At 73.3% G+C, this 15,686-nt stretch carries 12 protein-coding genes; 6 read left to right on the top strand and 6 right to left on the bottom strand.

Features of this window, described 5'->3' with window-relative positions; genetic code table 11:
- Positions 1–599: 599 nt before the first annotated feature.
- Both AB0F62_RS32640 and AB0F62_RS32635 read left to right on the top strand, forming a co-directional pair.
- The gene (locus AB0F62_RS32640; protein WP_361807616.1) at positions 600–1,508 is read left to right on the top strand and encodes a helix-turn-helix transcriptional regulator; all 909 of its coding nucleotides are present in this window, start codon (positions 600–602) and stop codon (positions 1,506–1,508) included.
- An 82-nt stretch (positions 1,509–1,590) separates the two neighbouring features.
- Entirely contained in the window at positions 1,591–2,412 is an 822-nt protein-coding gene (locus AB0F62_RS32635; protein WP_361807613.1) for an SAM-dependent methyltransferase, read from the top strand.
- Positions 2,413–2,717: 305 nt separating this feature from the next.
- Here AB0F62_RS32635 and AB0F62_RS32630 read toward each other — a convergent pair whose 3' ends face one another.
- The 3 genes from AB0F62_RS32630 to AB0F62_RS32620 form a co-directional block, all read right to left on the bottom strand.
- Positions 2,718–2,984, bottom strand: a complete 267-nt coding sequence (locus AB0F62_RS32630; protein ID WP_361807610.1) for a hypothetical protein — start codon at positions 2,982–2,984, stop codon at positions 2,718–2,720.
- Between the two features lie 464 nt (positions 2,985–3,448).
- Positions 3,449–6,046, bottom strand: a complete 2,598-nt coding sequence (locus AB0F62_RS32625; protein ID WP_361807607.1) for an amino acid adenylation domain-containing protein — start codon at positions 6,044–6,046, stop codon at positions 3,449–3,451.
- Between the two features lie 93 nt (positions 6,047–6,139).
- On the bottom strand, positions 6,140–8,707 hold the full coding sequence (locus AB0F62_RS32620; protein WP_361807604.1) for a Pls/PosA family non-ribosomal peptide synthetase: 2,568 nt from the start codon (positions 8,705–8,707) through the stop codon (positions 6,140–6,142).
- A gap of 276 nt (positions 8,708–8,983) precedes the next feature.
- On the opposite strand from AB0F62_RS32620, the gene sbnA reads away from it, so the two are divergent.
- The 3 genes from sbnA (at position 8,984) to AB0F62_RS32605 (ending at position 12,209) form a co-directional block, all read left to right on the top strand.
- Positions 8,984–10,012, top strand: a complete 1,029-nt coding sequence (gene sbnA, locus AB0F62_RS32615; protein WP_361807619.1) for a 2,3-diaminopropionate biosynthesis protein SbnA — start codon at positions 8,984–8,986, stop codon at positions 10,010–10,012.
- A gap of 176 nt (positions 10,013–10,188) precedes the next feature.
- Positions 10,189–11,145, top strand: a complete 957-nt coding sequence (locus AB0F62_RS32610) for an ion transporter (protein WP_361807601.1) — start codon at positions 10,189–10,191, stop codon at positions 11,143–11,145.
- Positions 11,146–11,294: 149 nt separating this feature from the next.
- Positions 11,295–12,209: a hypothetical protein gene (locus tag AB0F62_RS32605; protein ID WP_361807597.1), complete on the top strand. Its 915-nt coding sequence runs from the start codon at positions 11,295–11,297 to the stop codon at positions 12,207–12,209.
- Positions 12,210–12,267: 58 nt separating this feature from the next.
- On the opposite strand, the gene AB0F62_RS32600 is transcribed toward AB0F62_RS32605, so the two are convergent.
- Positions 12,268–12,555: a DUF6480 family protein gene (locus AB0F62_RS32600; RefSeq protein WP_361807594.1), complete on the bottom strand. Its 288-nt coding sequence runs from the start codon at positions 12,553–12,555 to the stop codon at positions 12,268–12,270.
- Positions 12,556–12,868: 313 nt separating this feature from the next.
- Between AB0F62_RS32600 and AB0F62_RS32595 the strand changes: the two genes are divergently transcribed.
- Entirely contained in the window at positions 12,869–13,714 is an 846-nt protein-coding gene (locus tag AB0F62_RS32595) for a patatin-like phospholipase family protein (RefSeq protein WP_361807591.1), read from the top strand.
- A gap of 219 nt (positions 13,715–13,933) precedes the next feature.
- Here the strand turns inward: AB0F62_RS32595 and AB0F62_RS32590 are convergent, their stop codons facing one another.
- Together AB0F62_RS32590 and AB0F62_RS32585 are read right to left on the bottom strand one after the other, a co-directional pair.
- Entirely contained in the window at positions 13,934–14,659 is a 726-nt protein-coding gene (locus AB0F62_RS32590) for an HAD-IA family hydrolase (RefSeq protein ID WP_361807588.1), read from the bottom strand.
- A gap of 94 nt (positions 14,660–14,753) precedes the next feature.
- Entirely contained in the window at positions 14,754–15,626 is an 873-nt protein-coding gene (locus AB0F62_RS32585; RefSeq protein ID WP_361807585.1) for an aldo/keto reductase, read from the bottom strand.
- Between the last annotated feature and the right edge of the window lie 60 nt (positions 15,627–15,686).

The following is a 15,686-nucleotide window of genomic DNA, read 5'->3' as shown; positions in this document are numbered from 1 at the left end:
GTGCCGCACAACAAATACACGTAAGTGTCCAGAACGCCCACCCCTCCGACCCCGCCCCCTCCGTCTCGTAGCGCGCCTGATCCCCGGAGGGTGGTAAATGGGCGGTTCGGGGTCACTGCAAGCACCCAACTCACCCCCACCGGGCCAGGCGCCCCACGGGGGTACCGCCCAGCGGTGGCTGGGGGACGCAGGGGTGCGGAGACGGTTCGGGGTCGCCGCAGGTGCCTTGCTGAACCCCCACCGGCCGTCGTGCGCGCCAACCGACCGGAGGGGGTGTGGCGGGGTGCGCCCGGAAGCGACGAGCGGCGAACCCGGCGCCGAATGATGTCGGGGTAAACCGCGAGCGCTGAGGACGTACCCCGGCGCGGCACCGACCCCAGGCACACGGTGCGCGGCCCGCACCGACCGCGCCGGATGGGGGCACCCCCGGCCGAAGGCTGGGGGAGGGAGGGCGGGCGGGGGACCCCCAACCGCAACCACAAACGGCGCCGCACACAAACACCCGGCCACCCCGAAGGGATACGCAACGAATGTGCCTGTACTGGTGGGCCCGGCGGTGGAACACTGAGTCCTCGACCAGTCGTTCAGGGGGATCCGACATGACTGCCGCTCGGCCGGACGACGAGTCCGCCGCCGGTTCGCCGTTCGCCGCGCAACGCGGCGGGCCCACGGTGCTGCGCATCGTTCTGGGCACCCAGCTGCGCCGGTTGCGCGAAGCCCGGCACATCAGCCGGGAGGCCGCGGGCGAGGCGATCCGCGCCTCGCACGCGAAGATCAGCCGCCTCGAGCTGGGCCGGGTGGGCTTCAAGGAACGCGACGTCGCCGACCTGCTGACGCTCTACGGCGTCACCGACCAGCAGGAGCGGGCGGACCTGCTCGCACTGGCCCGCCGGGCCAACACGCCCGGCTGGTGGCACCAGTACGCCGACGTCCTGCCGAGCTGGTTCGAGACGCACATCGGCCTGGAGGAGGCCGCCCACACCATCCGCACCTACGAGGTGCAGTTCGTCCCCGGGCTGCTGCAGACCGAGGCGTACGCCCGGGCGGTCACCCGGCTCGGGCACTCCCGGGCCACCGAGCGGGAGATCAGCCGCCGCGTGGACCTGCGGATGACCCGTCAGAGCCTGCTCTCCAAGCCGGACGCCCCCCAGCTGTGGGTCGTACTCGACGAGGCCTGCCTCCACCGGCCGCTGGGCGGCGCGCAGGTGATGCGGGGTCAGCTGGAGCACCTGATGAAGGTCGCCGCCCTCCCCAATGTGACGCTGCAGATCGCCCCGTTCGACATCGGCGGGCTGGCCGCGGCCGGCGGCCCCGTCACGATCCTGCGCTTCTCCGAGCCGGACCTGCCCGACATCGTCTACCTGGAGCAGCTGACCAGCGCGCTCTACCTGGACAAGCAGGACGACGTGGAGCACTACCTGACGGTCATGGACCGGCTCGCGGCGGAGTCCCAGCCGCCGCGCAACACCGCCCGGATCCTGACGCGCCTCCTCGACCGCATGGGCTGACCGTCGCCGATCCGGGTGAACTGTGCACGATCTTCCCTAGGATGACGGTTGCCCGGCATCATCGCGGAGAAGGATGGCTGTCATGACAGACGACGTCGCCTGGGTCGACCAGACCAAGCCCAGCATCGCGCGCGTTTACGACTACCTGCTGGGCGGCAAGGACAACTACGCCGTCGACCGGGAGATCGGCGACGTCTTCAAGCGTGACCTCCCCGGGTCGGTGGCGATCGCCTTCGCCAACCGCGCCGCACTGATCCGCGCGATCCGGGAGATCTCGACCACCACCGGCATACGGCAGTTCGTCGACCTGGGCAGCGGTCTGCCGACCGCCGACAACGTGCACCAGGTCGCCCAGCGGCACGCGCCCGGATCCACCGTGGTGTACGTGGACAGCGACCCCATCGTGCTCGCCCACGGCCGTGCGCTGCTGGAGCAGAACGACGACACGAGGGTCATCCGGGCCGACATACGCGAGCCCGAGCTCATCCGGAACCACCCGGACACCCTTGAGGTGATCGACTTCGACCGGCCCGTCGCCGTCATCCTCAGCGCCATCCTCCACCACGTCAACGACGACGAGGACCCGGCGGGCATCGTCGGCTACTGGCGTGAACAAGTGCCCTCCGGGAGCTACTTCTTCGTCAGTCACTTCCGCTCCGGCAACAACCCGGAGACCGCGGAGGCCGAGCGGATCCTCCAGCAGACCTTCGGACGCGGCCGCTGGCGCACCGACAAGGAGATCGAGGACCTGATGGACGGCCTCGAGCTCCTCGAGCCGGGGATCGTGCCCGCTTCACTGTGGCGCCCGGACCCGGCCGACGGGGTCGCGCGCATCGGTGACGCCGAGCGCGAACTCACCGTCTGGGAGCGACTCATCGCCGCCGGGATGGCACGGAAGCCGTAACGCCCGCGGTACTTCCCGGGGGTCCGTGGACCGATTCGCCCGCCCACGCGCACGCCTGGCTCCCCCGCCGACCGGTCGACGCACCGTCATGTGCGCGGGCCGTGGTGTCCGCGGCCGCGGACATGGCGAGGAGAGCGGTCCCGGGACTCCCGGGGGCCACTCCGGGACCCCGGGACCGCTGTGTTCATCAGACACCCCGTGACGCCTTCCGGCGACCCGGACTGACCCACCCGGGGGCTGCCGGGGCAACCGGCCACGAGCGAAACGGGTGTGACGGGGTGTCCGCGGCACCGCGGACGGTGAGGTCAGCGGCTGTCGCCGCGCCAGTCCCAGTGGGCCGCGTCCCCGGAGCGAGGCGTGTACCGGGCGCGACCACCGGGCCCAAAGCGTCCGATGTCGGTGCGCAGCTCGGCGCCGGCGGAGTGCTCCGTCTCGGTCCAGCCGGTGACGTCCAGGAGCAGCCCGTCCAGCGGGCCGCCGACCAGCTCCCGGTAGAGGTGCCCCGGCCTGGGTCCGGGATCCGGGTCGTCGACGTCCGCGCCGTAGACCCGGGGGCGTATCAGCTCGTCCATGGTGTCCACGGTGTCACCCGGCACCGACAATCGGCCGTGGCATACCCCGCGCCGGCCCGGATGGGGGCCGGACCGGCGCCGGATCGGAGGCGGGTGCCGGTCGCCGCTCGCCGACGGCCGCGTGGGCCCGGACCGCTCCGCGGTCCTCACGCCGCCCGGCTGCGTACTCCCGCCACCGGTCACCCGCGACGGTTCCAACCGCCGACCGGACGGCGTCATTCCCGGCAATGCGGGGTGCCGCAGAGCACCGTCGGTGTCCGGGAGGTTACGCAGGACGTTTGTCCTGAAAGGTGCATTCCGTTTATACCTGGATAAAGAGCCCATAAGGTTCACTGCCGTGCCGCCCTCCGCGCACCCCAAGGAGCACCGCATGCACCACGGAGCACCCGCCGCTCCCGGCGTCCCGCACCCCGACCTGTCCGCGGCGCGCGGCTGTCCCACGTGCCTGGGCTGGGGCACCAGGATCACCGGGCGGGGGCATCAGCTGTGCCAGGCCTGCCAGCGGCCCGCGCCGGCGCCGGCGCCGCCTCTCGACGCGCCGGCCGCTGCCCGGCGGTGCCGGCCCCCGATGGCCTGAGCGGACCCTCCCCTTCCTCACACCGGCCCGGCCGGGCCTCCAGCACCGCGGCCAGGTCCGCCAGCACCGGGTGGGCGTTGACGTCGGCCGGGGTGACGGCGCGGTCCAGCAGGATTGCCAGGCGTACCGCGGCCAGGGAAGTGCCGCCGCGGTCGAAGAAGTGGTCACCGCGGCCGATCCGGTGCTCGGCGACGCCCAGCACCTGCGCCCAGGCGGCGGCGAGGCGGTGCTCCGCCGCCGTCTCCGGGGGCTGGTGGCCGCCCGCCGGGCCCGAACGGCGGGCGAGCGCGGACAGGGCCTCGCGGTCGGTCTTCCCGTTGCCGGTCAGCGGCAGGTGGTCCAGCCAGTGGAAGGCCGAGGGGAGCATGTACGCGGGCAGGGACGCGGCCAGGTGGTCGTGGAGCACGGCTCCGGGCAGCGGCCGGTCCCCGGTGCAGAAGGCCGCCAGCCGGGTGCCGCGGTCGGTGACGACCACGGCGGCGTCACGCACACCCTCGGCACGCGCCAGCGTGTTCTCGATCTCGCCGATCTCGATGCGGAAGCCGCGGATCTTGACCTGCTGGTCGACGCGGCCGAGGAACTCCAACTGTCCGCCGGGATGCCACCGGCCCACGTCGCCGCTGCGGTACAGCCAGGCCCCGGGGTGGTGGGGATCGGGCAGATAGGCCTCCCGGGTGCGTGCCGGGTCGTTGACGTATCCGCGGCCGACGCAGATCCCGGAGAACGCGATCAGGCCGGGGGCGCCCAGCGGGACGGGGGCCAGGTGCTCGTCGACGACATAGACGCGGACGTTGTTGACCGGGCGGCCGACGGGCACCCAGTCGGTGTCCGGGACGCGCTCCATCACCGCGTGGTTGGTGTCGTCGCTGGTCTCGGTCAGACCGTAGGCGTTGACCAGCCGGGTCCCGGGAGCGGCGGCGAACCAGCGCTCGACGAGGTCTTTCTTCACCGCCTCGCCCGTCACGGACACACAGCGCAGGTCCGGCAGACGGCGCGGCCGGTGCTCCAGCGCGGACAGTACGACGTCCAGGTGGGACGGCACGACCTGGAGTACGCCGACGCGCTCTCCGGCGATCTCGTCGAGGAGGCGGTCCGCGTCCAGGACCGTCTCCTGCCCGATGATGAGGACCCGCCCGCCCGCCAGGAGCGGGGCGGTCAGCTGCCACAGGGAGATGTCGAAGGACTGCGGGGCCGTCTGGGCGACGACGTGGCCCTCGCCGATGCCGAGGTCGTCGATCTTGGCGTAGAGGTGGTTGAGGAAGCCCGCGTGCTCGCACATCGCGCCCTTGGGCTCCCCCGTCGAGCCGGAGGTGAAGTACAGGTAGGCCAACTGGTCGCCCGCGACGGGGATCCCCGGATCGGACTGCGGCAGGTCCTCGTCGGCGGCGTCCGCCACGAAGTGGGCCGTGGTGCCGGGCAGCGCGGGCAGGGCGCGTTCCAGGGAGGCCGTGCTGCCGTGCTCGGTGAGCACGGTCGTGCAGGCGGCGCGGGTGAGGACGGAGGCGATCCGGCCGGGCGGCAGATGGGGCTCGACGGGCAGGTACGCGCCCCCGGCCTTGAAGACGGCGAGCACCGCCGCCAGCCAGTCCAGGTTCCGCTCGGTGACCACCGCGACCACGTCCTCGGCCTGCAGCCCTCCGGCCAGCAGTGTGTGGGCCAGGCGGTTGGCGCGGGCGTTGAGTTCCCCGTACGTCCACCGCTGTCCCGCGTGCACCGCGGCGACCTCGTGCGGGTGCCGTGCCGCGCGCTCCTCGAACAGCTCGTGGAACCGCCGGTCGGGCAGCCTGCGCCGGGGGCCCGCCATCGCGTCCAGTTGCAGACAGGCCTCGTCCGGCGCGAGCAGGCTCTGCCGGGCGTGCTCGGCGTCGACGTCGGCGGTGATCAGGGTGAGCGCGGTCAGGTGGTAGCCGGCGATCCGGGCGGCCGCCTCCTCGTCCAGCACCTCGGTGCGGTAGCGCACCTCGAGCGCCAGCCGGCCGTCGTGGGGGCGCAGCCCCACGCGCAGCACCGTGGCGCCGTCCGGCTCGCCGCCCACGCCGCCGGGGTCGCAGACGGTCTCGAACAGCGGTCCGGACACGCCCAGTTCGCGGCTCAGTTCGTCGACCGGGAAGTCCTGGAAGGCCAGCACCTGCGCCTGCACCCGATGCGCGGCCAGCAGAAGACCTCGCCAGGTCGGGGCGGCCGCCGACAGCCGGCACGGAAGCACCCCTCCGCTCGCCGTGGCGTGGCCCGTGATCACCTCCGCCTCCCCGGACAGCGCCGCCAGCACCTTGGCGTGGGCGGCCAGCACCATCGCGCCCATGGGCACGCCCAGCCGGTACGCCAGCCGCCGCACCGCCGCGACGAGGGTGTCCGGCAGCGGCTCGCGGTGCACATCGGACCCGGGCGGTGACGACCGGCACGTCCAGCGCGGGATCGAGGTGAACCCGCCGGTGGTCACCATGGAGTGCCAGAACCTGCGGCCGGTGTGCGCGTACATGTCCATCGGGGTCTTCCCTTCGTGTGTGATGCGGGCCGGGCCGTGACCGTCCCGCCGGACGCCTGCGCGGTGCGGCGCCGGGTCTGTGTGGGCCGGGGATCAGGACTGCGGCGTGGGAGTGCCCGCGAGGGGCATGTCCCGGGCCGGGTTGCCGCCCCACGCGGCGCCGGCGGGCACGTCCTCGCCCTTCATCAGGAAGGAGTCCGCCGCGAGCACCGCGTGGTCGCCGAGGGTCACCCCGTAGTGGACGAAGGCGCCGACGCCAAGGGTGCAGCCGGTCCCCAGCGTGGTGCGGTCGGACTTGAAGGCGCCGTCCTCCTGCGAGTGGCACTGGATGACGGTGCCCGCGTTCAGGGTGCACTCGTCGCCGATGGTCACCAGGGACCGCTCGGGCAGGAAGCAGCCGTCGTCGAAGACCCGGCGTCCTACGCGTGCGCCCAGCAGCCGCAGCAGCAGGGGCTTGAACGGCGTCCCGTCGAACCACTTGAGCCAGTCGACCGAGGCCAGCTTCCAGAAGCGTTCGTGCCGCCAGAACGCGCGCTGGTAGATCGAGCAGTACAGCGGCCGGAGCGGACGGAAGGCGGTCGCCGCCCGCTCGGCGAGCGCGAACCATCCGGCCGTGAACACCGTCGCCGCGGCGGCCGCCAGGGCGAACGCCGGTGCGCCCAGCCGGGAGTGGAGTCCCGCGGCGCAGGCGGCGATCAGCAGCAGGCCGCACAGGTGCAGCCAGCGGATCAGGAGGTAGACGGCGGCGGTGACCGCGTTGTGCCGGTTCTTCTCGGCGAGCCGGCGGCGCAGGGCGGGCCCGCGCGCCAGGTCGGCGAAGCGGTTGTCGCGGTCCACGGTGCGGGGGATGGGGAAGGCGGGCGAGCCCAGCAGCCCGGTGTCCTCCCGTACGGGACCGTCCAGCGGGACCAGGGTCTTGGTCGCCAGCAGGCAGTTCCCGCCGGTACGGCCCCCGGCCGGGTAGGCGATGCGGTTGCCCAGGAAGTTGTCCGGGCCGATCGTCGCCCGGCTCAGCCGGAACGAGGTCGCCGAGTAGTCCGCGTTGATCAGCGACAGGCCGTCGGCGACCATCGTGCCGCTGCCCACCCGGCACAGGTACGGGTTGTCGTGCTTGACCTCGGTCCCGAAGTTGGAGCCGGTCTGCCGGACGCGGGACAGGTCGTAGCCCACCGCGCGCAGGTAGTGGACGATGGCCGAGCTGTCGCCGAACACGCTGGTGGGGAACCTGCGGTTGGTCATCCTGCCGATCGCGCGGTGGAGTCCGTGGCGCAGCCCGTACAGCGGGTACACGCGGTCGGGGCGCAGCATCGGCCGCGCGAGCCTGGGCAGTACGAGTGTGGTCAGCACGCCCAGCAGCACCACGGCCGCGCCGAGCACGAGCGCCGCGAGGGCCGCGTCGCGGTAGAAGCCGGCGCTCGTCAGCGCCTTCGGACCCGGCGTCAGCAGCCCGTCCAGCCGGGGCACCACGCTGTGCAGCAGGTACAGCCCGCCGAAGGCCAGCGGCAGATGAACGGTGACCGTGGTCAGCACCTGCCCGGCGCCGTAGACGGCCCGGCGGACCGCGCCGCAGGGCACGGCGGCGGGCGCCGGCCGGTCGGGCCCGCCCGGCTGGGCCGGGGAGCCGTGCCACTGCTCCCCGGCGGGCACCGACTGGCCGCTGTGCAGACTGGAGGCGTGGGCGAGTTGGGCGTCCGCGCCGATCGCGGTGTCGATGTCGAGCACCGTCTGCTCGCCGACCCGGGCCCGGGCGCCGACGGCGACCGGGCCGGTCTCGATCACCCCCGCGCGGGCCCGGTAGCAGGACAGCGACACGTCCTTGCGGACCACCGCCCGCTCCCCGACGGTCAGCAGGTCGGCGGCGACCGGGACCCGTGTCGACAGGATCACCGCCCCGCGGCCGATCCGGGCGCCGAGCGCTCGCAGATAGAGCGTGTACAGCGGCGTCCCGGCGAACAGCACCAGCGGGTTGGCCCGCACGAGAGTCCGCACGCACCAGAACCGGAGGTACCCGGGGCCCCACACGCGGATCCGCCGCCCCGCGCGGAACCGCCCGACCAGCAGCCACTTGGCCGCCACCGGCAGCAGGCACAGCGCGGCGAATCCCGCCGAGGCGGCGAGCACGGACCGCGCGTACGTCTCCAGCGGTCCGGAACCGGCGGCGATCCACGCTCCCGCCCGCGCCGCCGCGGCTGCGAGGGCGCATCCGTACGCCAGGAAGAGCGCGGCCTGGAGCACCCCGCAGAGCACGAACCACACGGCCCCGTGGGCCGATGCCGCGTCCTGCACGCCGCCGGCCGCCGCATCAGGGGCGGCCGACGGGGTGGACGAAGAGGTGGACGAGGGGGAAGGGGCGGGCGTGGCGCGGGCGGCCAGCACGGTGGCCAGGGCGGCGACCGTGGGATACCGGTAGACGTCCTTCATGGAGACGGCCGGCAGCTCCGGCCGCTTCCGCACCCGGGCGCAGAACTGGGCCATCAGCAGCGAATCCGCGCCCAGGTCGTGGAAGAAGTCGGCATCGGCCGGCACCCGGTCCACGCGCACCACTCCCGCGAGGACCTCGGCCAGAGCCTCCTCCAGCGCCACGGCTGTGGCGGGGACGGGGACGGGGGCCGGTCCGGTGACCGAGTCGGCGGTCAGGACCTCGGAACACTTACCGGGCATGGTGACGCTCCCTCGCAGACGGTGCTCTCAGGGCGCCGTCCGGGGATCCGGCGGCGCTGCCCTCCAGTAGGCACCGGTGCCACCGGCCTGTCCTGCCCCGGCAATTCGGTACTTGACTCCGGCGCTCGCATCCCGATAATCCGCCCGTCCCGCCCATCCGGCGGCGGGGCTTTTACCCGCCTTGCCGTACGGCGTCAAGTCACGAATTGCGGTGACATGACGGCCACCGCCCCGATGGGCGTCACTGGAGGCATGACCACTGCGAAGGGAGACACCGTGCCGGTCATTTCCGAACCCCAGGACTTCAACGAGGACGACCTCTACGTCGACCTCGAACCCATCGTCGCGCAGCGGCTGTTCCTCAAGTGCGAGGGCTTCAACTTCGCGGGGTCGATCAAACTCAAGGCCGCCGCCGCCATGATCCGCGGAGCCGAGCGGAGCGGACGGCTGAAGGCGGACTCGGTCCTGGTGGAGTCCTCATCGGGCAACCTCGGCGTGGCCCTGGCCATGATCGCCGCGAACCGCGGCTACCGCTTCGTGTGCGTGACCGACACCCGCTGCAACCTGGCCACCCGGCAGCTGATCAGCGCCCTGGGCGGGCGGGTGCACCTGATCACCGAACCGGCTCCGACCGGGGGCTACCTCCGCGCCCGCATCGACCACGTCCGCGCCCTGTGCGCGGACGACGACCGGTACGTGTGGCTGAACCAGTACAGCAACCCCGACAACGGCCAGGCCCACTACCGCACGACCGCCCCGGCCATCGCCGCCCGTTTCCCCGACCTGGACGTCCTGTTCATCGGCGCCGGCACCACCGGCACCCTGATGGGCTGCGCCCGCTACTTCCGCGACCACCGCCCGCGCGTCCGCATCGTGGCCGTCGACACCGCGGGTTCGGTCACCTTCGGCCAGGCACCCGGCCGGCGCATGATCCCGGGTCTGGGGACCAGCATCCGCCCGCCTCTGCTCGACATCTCGTGCGTCGACGAGGTCGTCCACGTGGCGGAGGCGGACACCATCCGCACCTGCCACCGGCTGGCCCACCGGGGCTTCCTGTTCGGCGGCTCCACGGGCACGGTCGTCAGCGCCGCCACGCGCTGGCTCGCCGACGCGGGACACGACGGCCTCACTGCCGTCGCCATCGCCCCCGACCTGGGCGAACGCTATCTGGACACCATCTATCACACGCCCTGGATCAGCGACCTCTACGGCAACGACGCCCTCACCGGCCCCGACGACCACACGACGCTCCCCACCCGGCCCTCCGTCGCGGCCGGCGTCGGCGGCGGTGCGGTGGAGCCGTGATCGCGGACGACACCGCGGGCGATCTCCAGGGCGCCGGGCGGCCCGCCCGCCGGACCCGGTACCGGGCCGTCCGCCGGCCCGTCGGCCGAACCGCCCTCCCGATCGCCGGTCCGCCATAAGATCCACTTCCAAGAGGATCAGGCAGGCAGCGTCAGCGGAGGACCGGGTACACGCACATGGCAGAACAGATCGCCCCTCCCCCCGGCCACGCGCTCGCGGCCCGCTGCCGCCGCATCGTCGACTCCGATTGGTTCGGCGTCACGGTCTTCGCCGTCATCCTGGCCAACGCGGCGCTCCTCGGCATCGAGACCTACGACGGACTGGCCGCACGCTGGCACGGACCCCTGAAGCTGGTGGAGCACGGCTTCCTGGCGGTCTTCACCGCCGAGGTGCTGTTACGGGTCTGTGCCCACGCCGACCGTCCCGGGGACTTCCTCCGCGACCCGTGGAACCTCTTCGACGTGGGAGTGGTGGCGCTGGCGTACCTCCCCTTCGCCCGGGAGGACGCCACCGTGCTGCGGCTGCTGCGGCTGGCCCGGGTCGTCCGCGCCGCCCGCTTCCTGCCGCAGCTGAGGATCATCATCGTCGCGGTCGGCAAGAGCCTGCCGGGCACGCTCAGCTTCCTGCTCGTGGGCACGATGCTGCTGTACCTCTACGCGATGATCGGCTGGGTCTTCTTCGCCGACGCCGACCCCGAGCACTACGGCTCCCTCGGGCGCGCAGCCCTCTCGCTCTTCCTGCTGATCACCCTGGACGGCATCGGCGACGCCGTCCGGGGCGGCCTGGAGATCTCGCGCTGGAGCCTGCTCTTCTACGCCTCCTATGTGCTGCTCGGCTCGTTCGTCCTGGTCAACCTGCTCATCGGCGTCGTGATCGGTTCGCTGGAGGAGGCCAGGCAACTGGAGCGGGACCGTGAACGGGCCCCCGAGCCGGCCGCCGAGGGGACGGCCCATCTGCGGGAACGCATCGCCGCCGCCCGCCGGGCACTGGACGAGCTGGAAGCCGGGCTGGACACGGCGGTCCCGGAGGGCACGGGGGCCACGGGGGGCACGGGTCCCGGGACCGCCCGGGCGCCGCACTCCCCACCCGCCCCCCGCGAGAGCCGCCCGGCCGAGTCGCCCGCACCGACCTGAGCCACGCGGGCGTACCCGGGCTCGCCCGGCCGCCACGGACCGGCACGGTCGGGCCCGCCGCCACCCGCGGCACGGCCGCCGGTGTCGGTCCGGTGTGCGATCGTGCCCGTGCCCGGATCGACCGGCCGTCCCCCAGGAGGACTCAGCCCGTGCCCCGCCGCCTGCCCGAACCGCCCTTCGAACTGGGTTCGCTGATACCGGAGTTCGCCCCGCTCGCCAGGGAGACGACACTGCTGTACCCCAGGGCCGGCAGCCCCGGAGTCCGGGAGAGTTCCCTCGGCGGCCCCTTGCTCTGGCCCGCCGGCGAACCCTGGCCGTACTGCGCGCGGCCCGGCCACCAGACGTACGACCCCGTCACCTACCGGGATCTGACGCCGGGGCCGGTTCCCATGGTCCCGGTCGTCCAGCTCTTCGCCCGCGACGTGCCGCGGCTCGCCTTCCCGGACGGCAGCGACCTGCTGCAACTGGTCTGGTGCCCGCTGCTCCACGCCGAGGAGGACACTCCCGCGGCCCTGCCCGGGCTGTACTGGCGCAGGGAGTCGGAGGTCGTGGCCGCGGGGCTGCTGCGGGACGTCCCGGCGCCGGGCGAAGGCGAGTACCACGACGACTTCACGCCCCGGCCCTGCACGGTCTCCCCCACCGCCGTGGTGGAGTACCCGAACTGGGACCTGCCGAAGGAGTTCTCCGACGCCCTCGGTCCGCGGCTCGGGGAGATCGAGGAGCGCTTCGGCCTCTGGTACACCGAGTTCGCCTGCGCCCTGCAGAGCAAGGTCGGCGGCTACCCCGCCTGGACCCAGCCGCCGGACTGGCCGCACTGCGCCGCCGGCCACCGTATGGAACACCTGCTCAGCGTCGCCGGGGAACCCGCCTACGGCCGGTGGCTCCCGCTCGACGAGCATCGCCCGGGTGTCACGGCACCGGCGCTGTGGGAGTCCCCGGCGGACGACGCGGTGATGGACGCGATCGGACCGGACATGGTCATGGGCGACTGCGGGGGCGTATACGTCTTCCTCTGCCGCCAGTGCCCCGGCCTGCCCTACGCCCACCGCTACGACTGCCACTGAACGCCGGACCGGTCGCACAGGACGGGGGACCTGTCGCCCGCCTCGGATCGGACCGGGCCTAGAGCGACAGCACCCTGCCGAACGTCCCCACCGCGATCAGGAGCGTGACGAGGAAGATGGCCACCAGGGCGACCACCTCCCAGGTCCTCGTGATCTCGGGCGGCTCGGCATAGGAGATGCCGGCGGTGGTGCTCTCCTCGCAGGGCGGCGTCGGGGTGGGCTCCACCCTGTCGCGATGGGGGCGCAACGCCGCCGCGGGACGGGAAGCGGGACCGGTCGTGGGGATGCTCAAGGGGCCGATCGTGGGGCCGATGACGGACCTGGGACTGATCAGTGTGTCGGACATGCTCACCACTCCGGACGTTCCTTGTGGTGGCGGACACGGACTCCGGCCCGCACATCGTCACGTCGGGCGGCGGGAGCCGGCGCGCTCGGGTTCCTCGGCTCGGTTCTCGGACGCATCCGCTACCCACTGCCCGGGCGTCTCATCTTATCTCCGGACGAAGACATCCACGATCAGAGGAGTCGTGGTCCGCACCGGACACCCGGCCGGCCCCGGCCCGCACCACGCCCGGCACCGTCCACGCGGTCGACGCGGTCGCCGTGGGAGAGGATGAGGCCAGGGCCCACGAGAACAACGCGGCAGGAGAGGACGGGAGATGACCGAGGCGCTGGTGCTCGGCGGCGGAGGCGTCGCCGGGATCGCCTGGACCACCGGACTGCTGGCCGGCCTCGCGGACGCGGGGCAGGACGTGGCGGGCGCCGATGTGCTCGTCGGCACGTCCGCCGGCGCGACGGTCGCGGCCCAGCTGGGCAGCGGGCTGTCGCCGGACGAGCTCTACGCCCGGCAGACCGAGCCGGAGCTGCAGTCCGCCGAGATCACGGCCGAGGTGGACCTGGCGAACTTCGGCGCGGACATCGCCGAGGTGCTGCGGGACGCCGACACCGCCTCCGCCCTGCGGCGCGCGGTCGGCGCGTACGCCCTCGTGGCCGAGACCGTGCCGGAGGCGGCACGGCGCCGGGTGATCGAGTCGCGTCTCCCGTCGCACGACTGGCCCGCGGCCCGGGCGATCCGGATCGTCGCCGTGGACGCGGAGACGGGGCAGCCGCGGATCTTCGACCGCGCCTCGGGAGTCGGCCTGGTCGACGCGGTCGCGGCGAGCTGCGCCGTACCGGGCGTGTGGCCGCCCGTCACGATCGACGGGCGCCGCTACGTCGACGGCGGCGTGCGGTCCAGCGCGAACGCCGACCTCGCCCTGGGGGCGTCGCGGGTGCTGGTGATCGCCCCGATGGGGGCGGCCGAACTGTTCCCCAGCGAGAAACCTCTCGATCAGGCTCTGGGCGAACTGCGGGCCGCGGGCGCCGAGGTCGCGGTCGTCGAACCGGACGAGGCGTCGCTGGCGGCGATCGGCACGAACCCGCTCGACCCGTCCACCCGCCGGCCCGCCGCCGAGGCCGGGCGTGCGCAGGGGCGCCGGCTGCGGATCGTTTGGAGCCGGGCGTAGGCGGTGCGGTCCGCCGGTGAACGGGGCCAGGGACGGGGCACGCGACCGGACGACCGCCGTCCCCGCACACGACGCGCGGAAACCACTCCCGGGACACGCGAGACGCGCCCGCCCGGCACCGCCGGCTCAGCCCCGCCCCGGGCGCCCGCTCCGTGGCCGGCCCTCGCCACCCGGCACCCCGGTCATCGCCGCAGCCCGGCCATCACCGCACCCCGGCCATCACCGCAGCCCGGCCAGCCGGAGCACCGCGTCCAGCCCGCGGTGCGCGCCGGGGGCCGCGCCGGCCGGAAGGACGTACGAGCGCAGGCCCGCGGCGGCCGCACCGCCGTCCTTGGCCGGATGGTCGCCCACCATCAGGGTCCCGGCCGGGTCGACGCCGAGTTCCCGGCAGGCCTGCGCGAAGAGGAGCGGATCGGGCTTCTCTGTGTCGTACGCGTAGGAGTGCACCCACGCCGTGAAGTAGCGGTCGAGCCCGTGGTGGGCGAAGGTCTTCCGCAGGTCCCAGCCCACGTCGCTCACGACGCCCAGCGCGACGCCCGCACCCCGCAGGGCGCTGAGGGCGGCCTCGGTGTCCGCGTAGGGCACCCAGTGCTCGGGCGCCTGCAACTGCTCGTAGAGCGCCCCCGCGTAGGGTGCCAGTTCGGGAACCGAGGCGTACCAGGTCGTGAAGGCGTGGCGATGCGCCGTCGACGACACGTCCCGCCCCGGCTGCGCGCGGATCACCTCGGGATCGGCGAGCCCGGCCTCCAGCCCGTCCAGCAGCCGGCTCATCTCCGCCTCGCCCACGGGGCGTTGGAACGCGGCCCGGATCCGGTCCGCGTACGAGGCTATCTGGAACAGCGTCCCCGAGAAGTCGAAGAGCACCGCGCGCACCGGCACGGGCTCCCGAACGGCGTCCGTGACGCGCAGGGGCCCCTCGGGGCCGCAGGCGGGGAGTCGATTCATTCGATCTTCCTACCGCACGCGTGGCCCCGCCACCAGCCCCGGCCCCGGCCCCGGCCCCGGCCCCGGCTCACGGGACCGCACCGGTCCGCCGTTGTCAGACAGCCGCCGTGAGGGCCTCGAACTCCTGGTCCGTGAGCCTGATGCCGGCGGCGGCGACGTTGTCGTCCAGGTGCGCGACGCTGGACGTCCCCGGGATCGGCAGCATGACCGGTGACCGCCTCAGCAGCCACGCGATCGCGAGCTGGGACGGGTGGGCGCCGTGCTCGGCGGCGATGCGGTCCAGGGGACCGCCGGCCCTGGCCAATTCGCCGGTGGCGAGGGGGAACCAGGGGATGAAGCCCATGCCCTGCCGCTCGGCGTAGGCGAGCACGTCCTCGGCCGCGCGGTCGGCGAGGTTGTAGCGGTTCTGCACGGAGACGATGACGGCCGTCCTGGAGGCCTCCTCGATCTGCTCCGGGCTCACCTCGCTGAGTCCGATGTGCCGGATCTTTCCCTCCGCCTGCATCGCGGCGAGTTCACCGACCTGGTCGGCGATGGGGACCTCCGGGTCGACGCGGTGCAACTGGAGCAGGTCGATGCGCTCCACGCCCAGGTGGCGCAGGCTCAGCTCGACCTGCTGGCGCAGGTACGCGGGCCGTCCGACCGGGACCCATTCACCGGGGCCCGGCCGCGCGAAACCCGCCTTCGTGGCGATCACCAGGTCCGGCGGATACGGGCGGAGCGCCTTGCGGATGAGCAGCTCGGCGGTGAAGGGGCCGTAGGAGTCCGCGGTGTCCACGAAGGTGACGCCCAGTGCGACCGCGTGCCGCAGGACCCGCACGGCCTCGTCCGGGTCCCGGGGATCGCCCCAGACACCCTCTCCGGTGAGCTGCATCGTCCCGTACCCCAGCCGGCGGACGGGCAGGTCGCCGCCGATGGCGAACGTGCCGGAGTCGCGGGCGTCGGCTTCCGCGCTCATGGAGGTCATGGAAGGTCTCCTTGCGTCGTGACGGCACACCCTGTTCACCAGCTTCGTGGCACCGTCCCC

The organism is Streptomyces sp. NPDC026673 (assembly GCF_040638135.1).
Taxonomy (GTDB): Bacteria; Actinomycetota; Actinomycetes; order Streptomycetales; family Streptomycetaceae; genus Actinacidiphila.
Note: the sequence above shows the minus strand (reverse complement) of the source record. Positions and strands in the feature narration are given on the sequence as shown.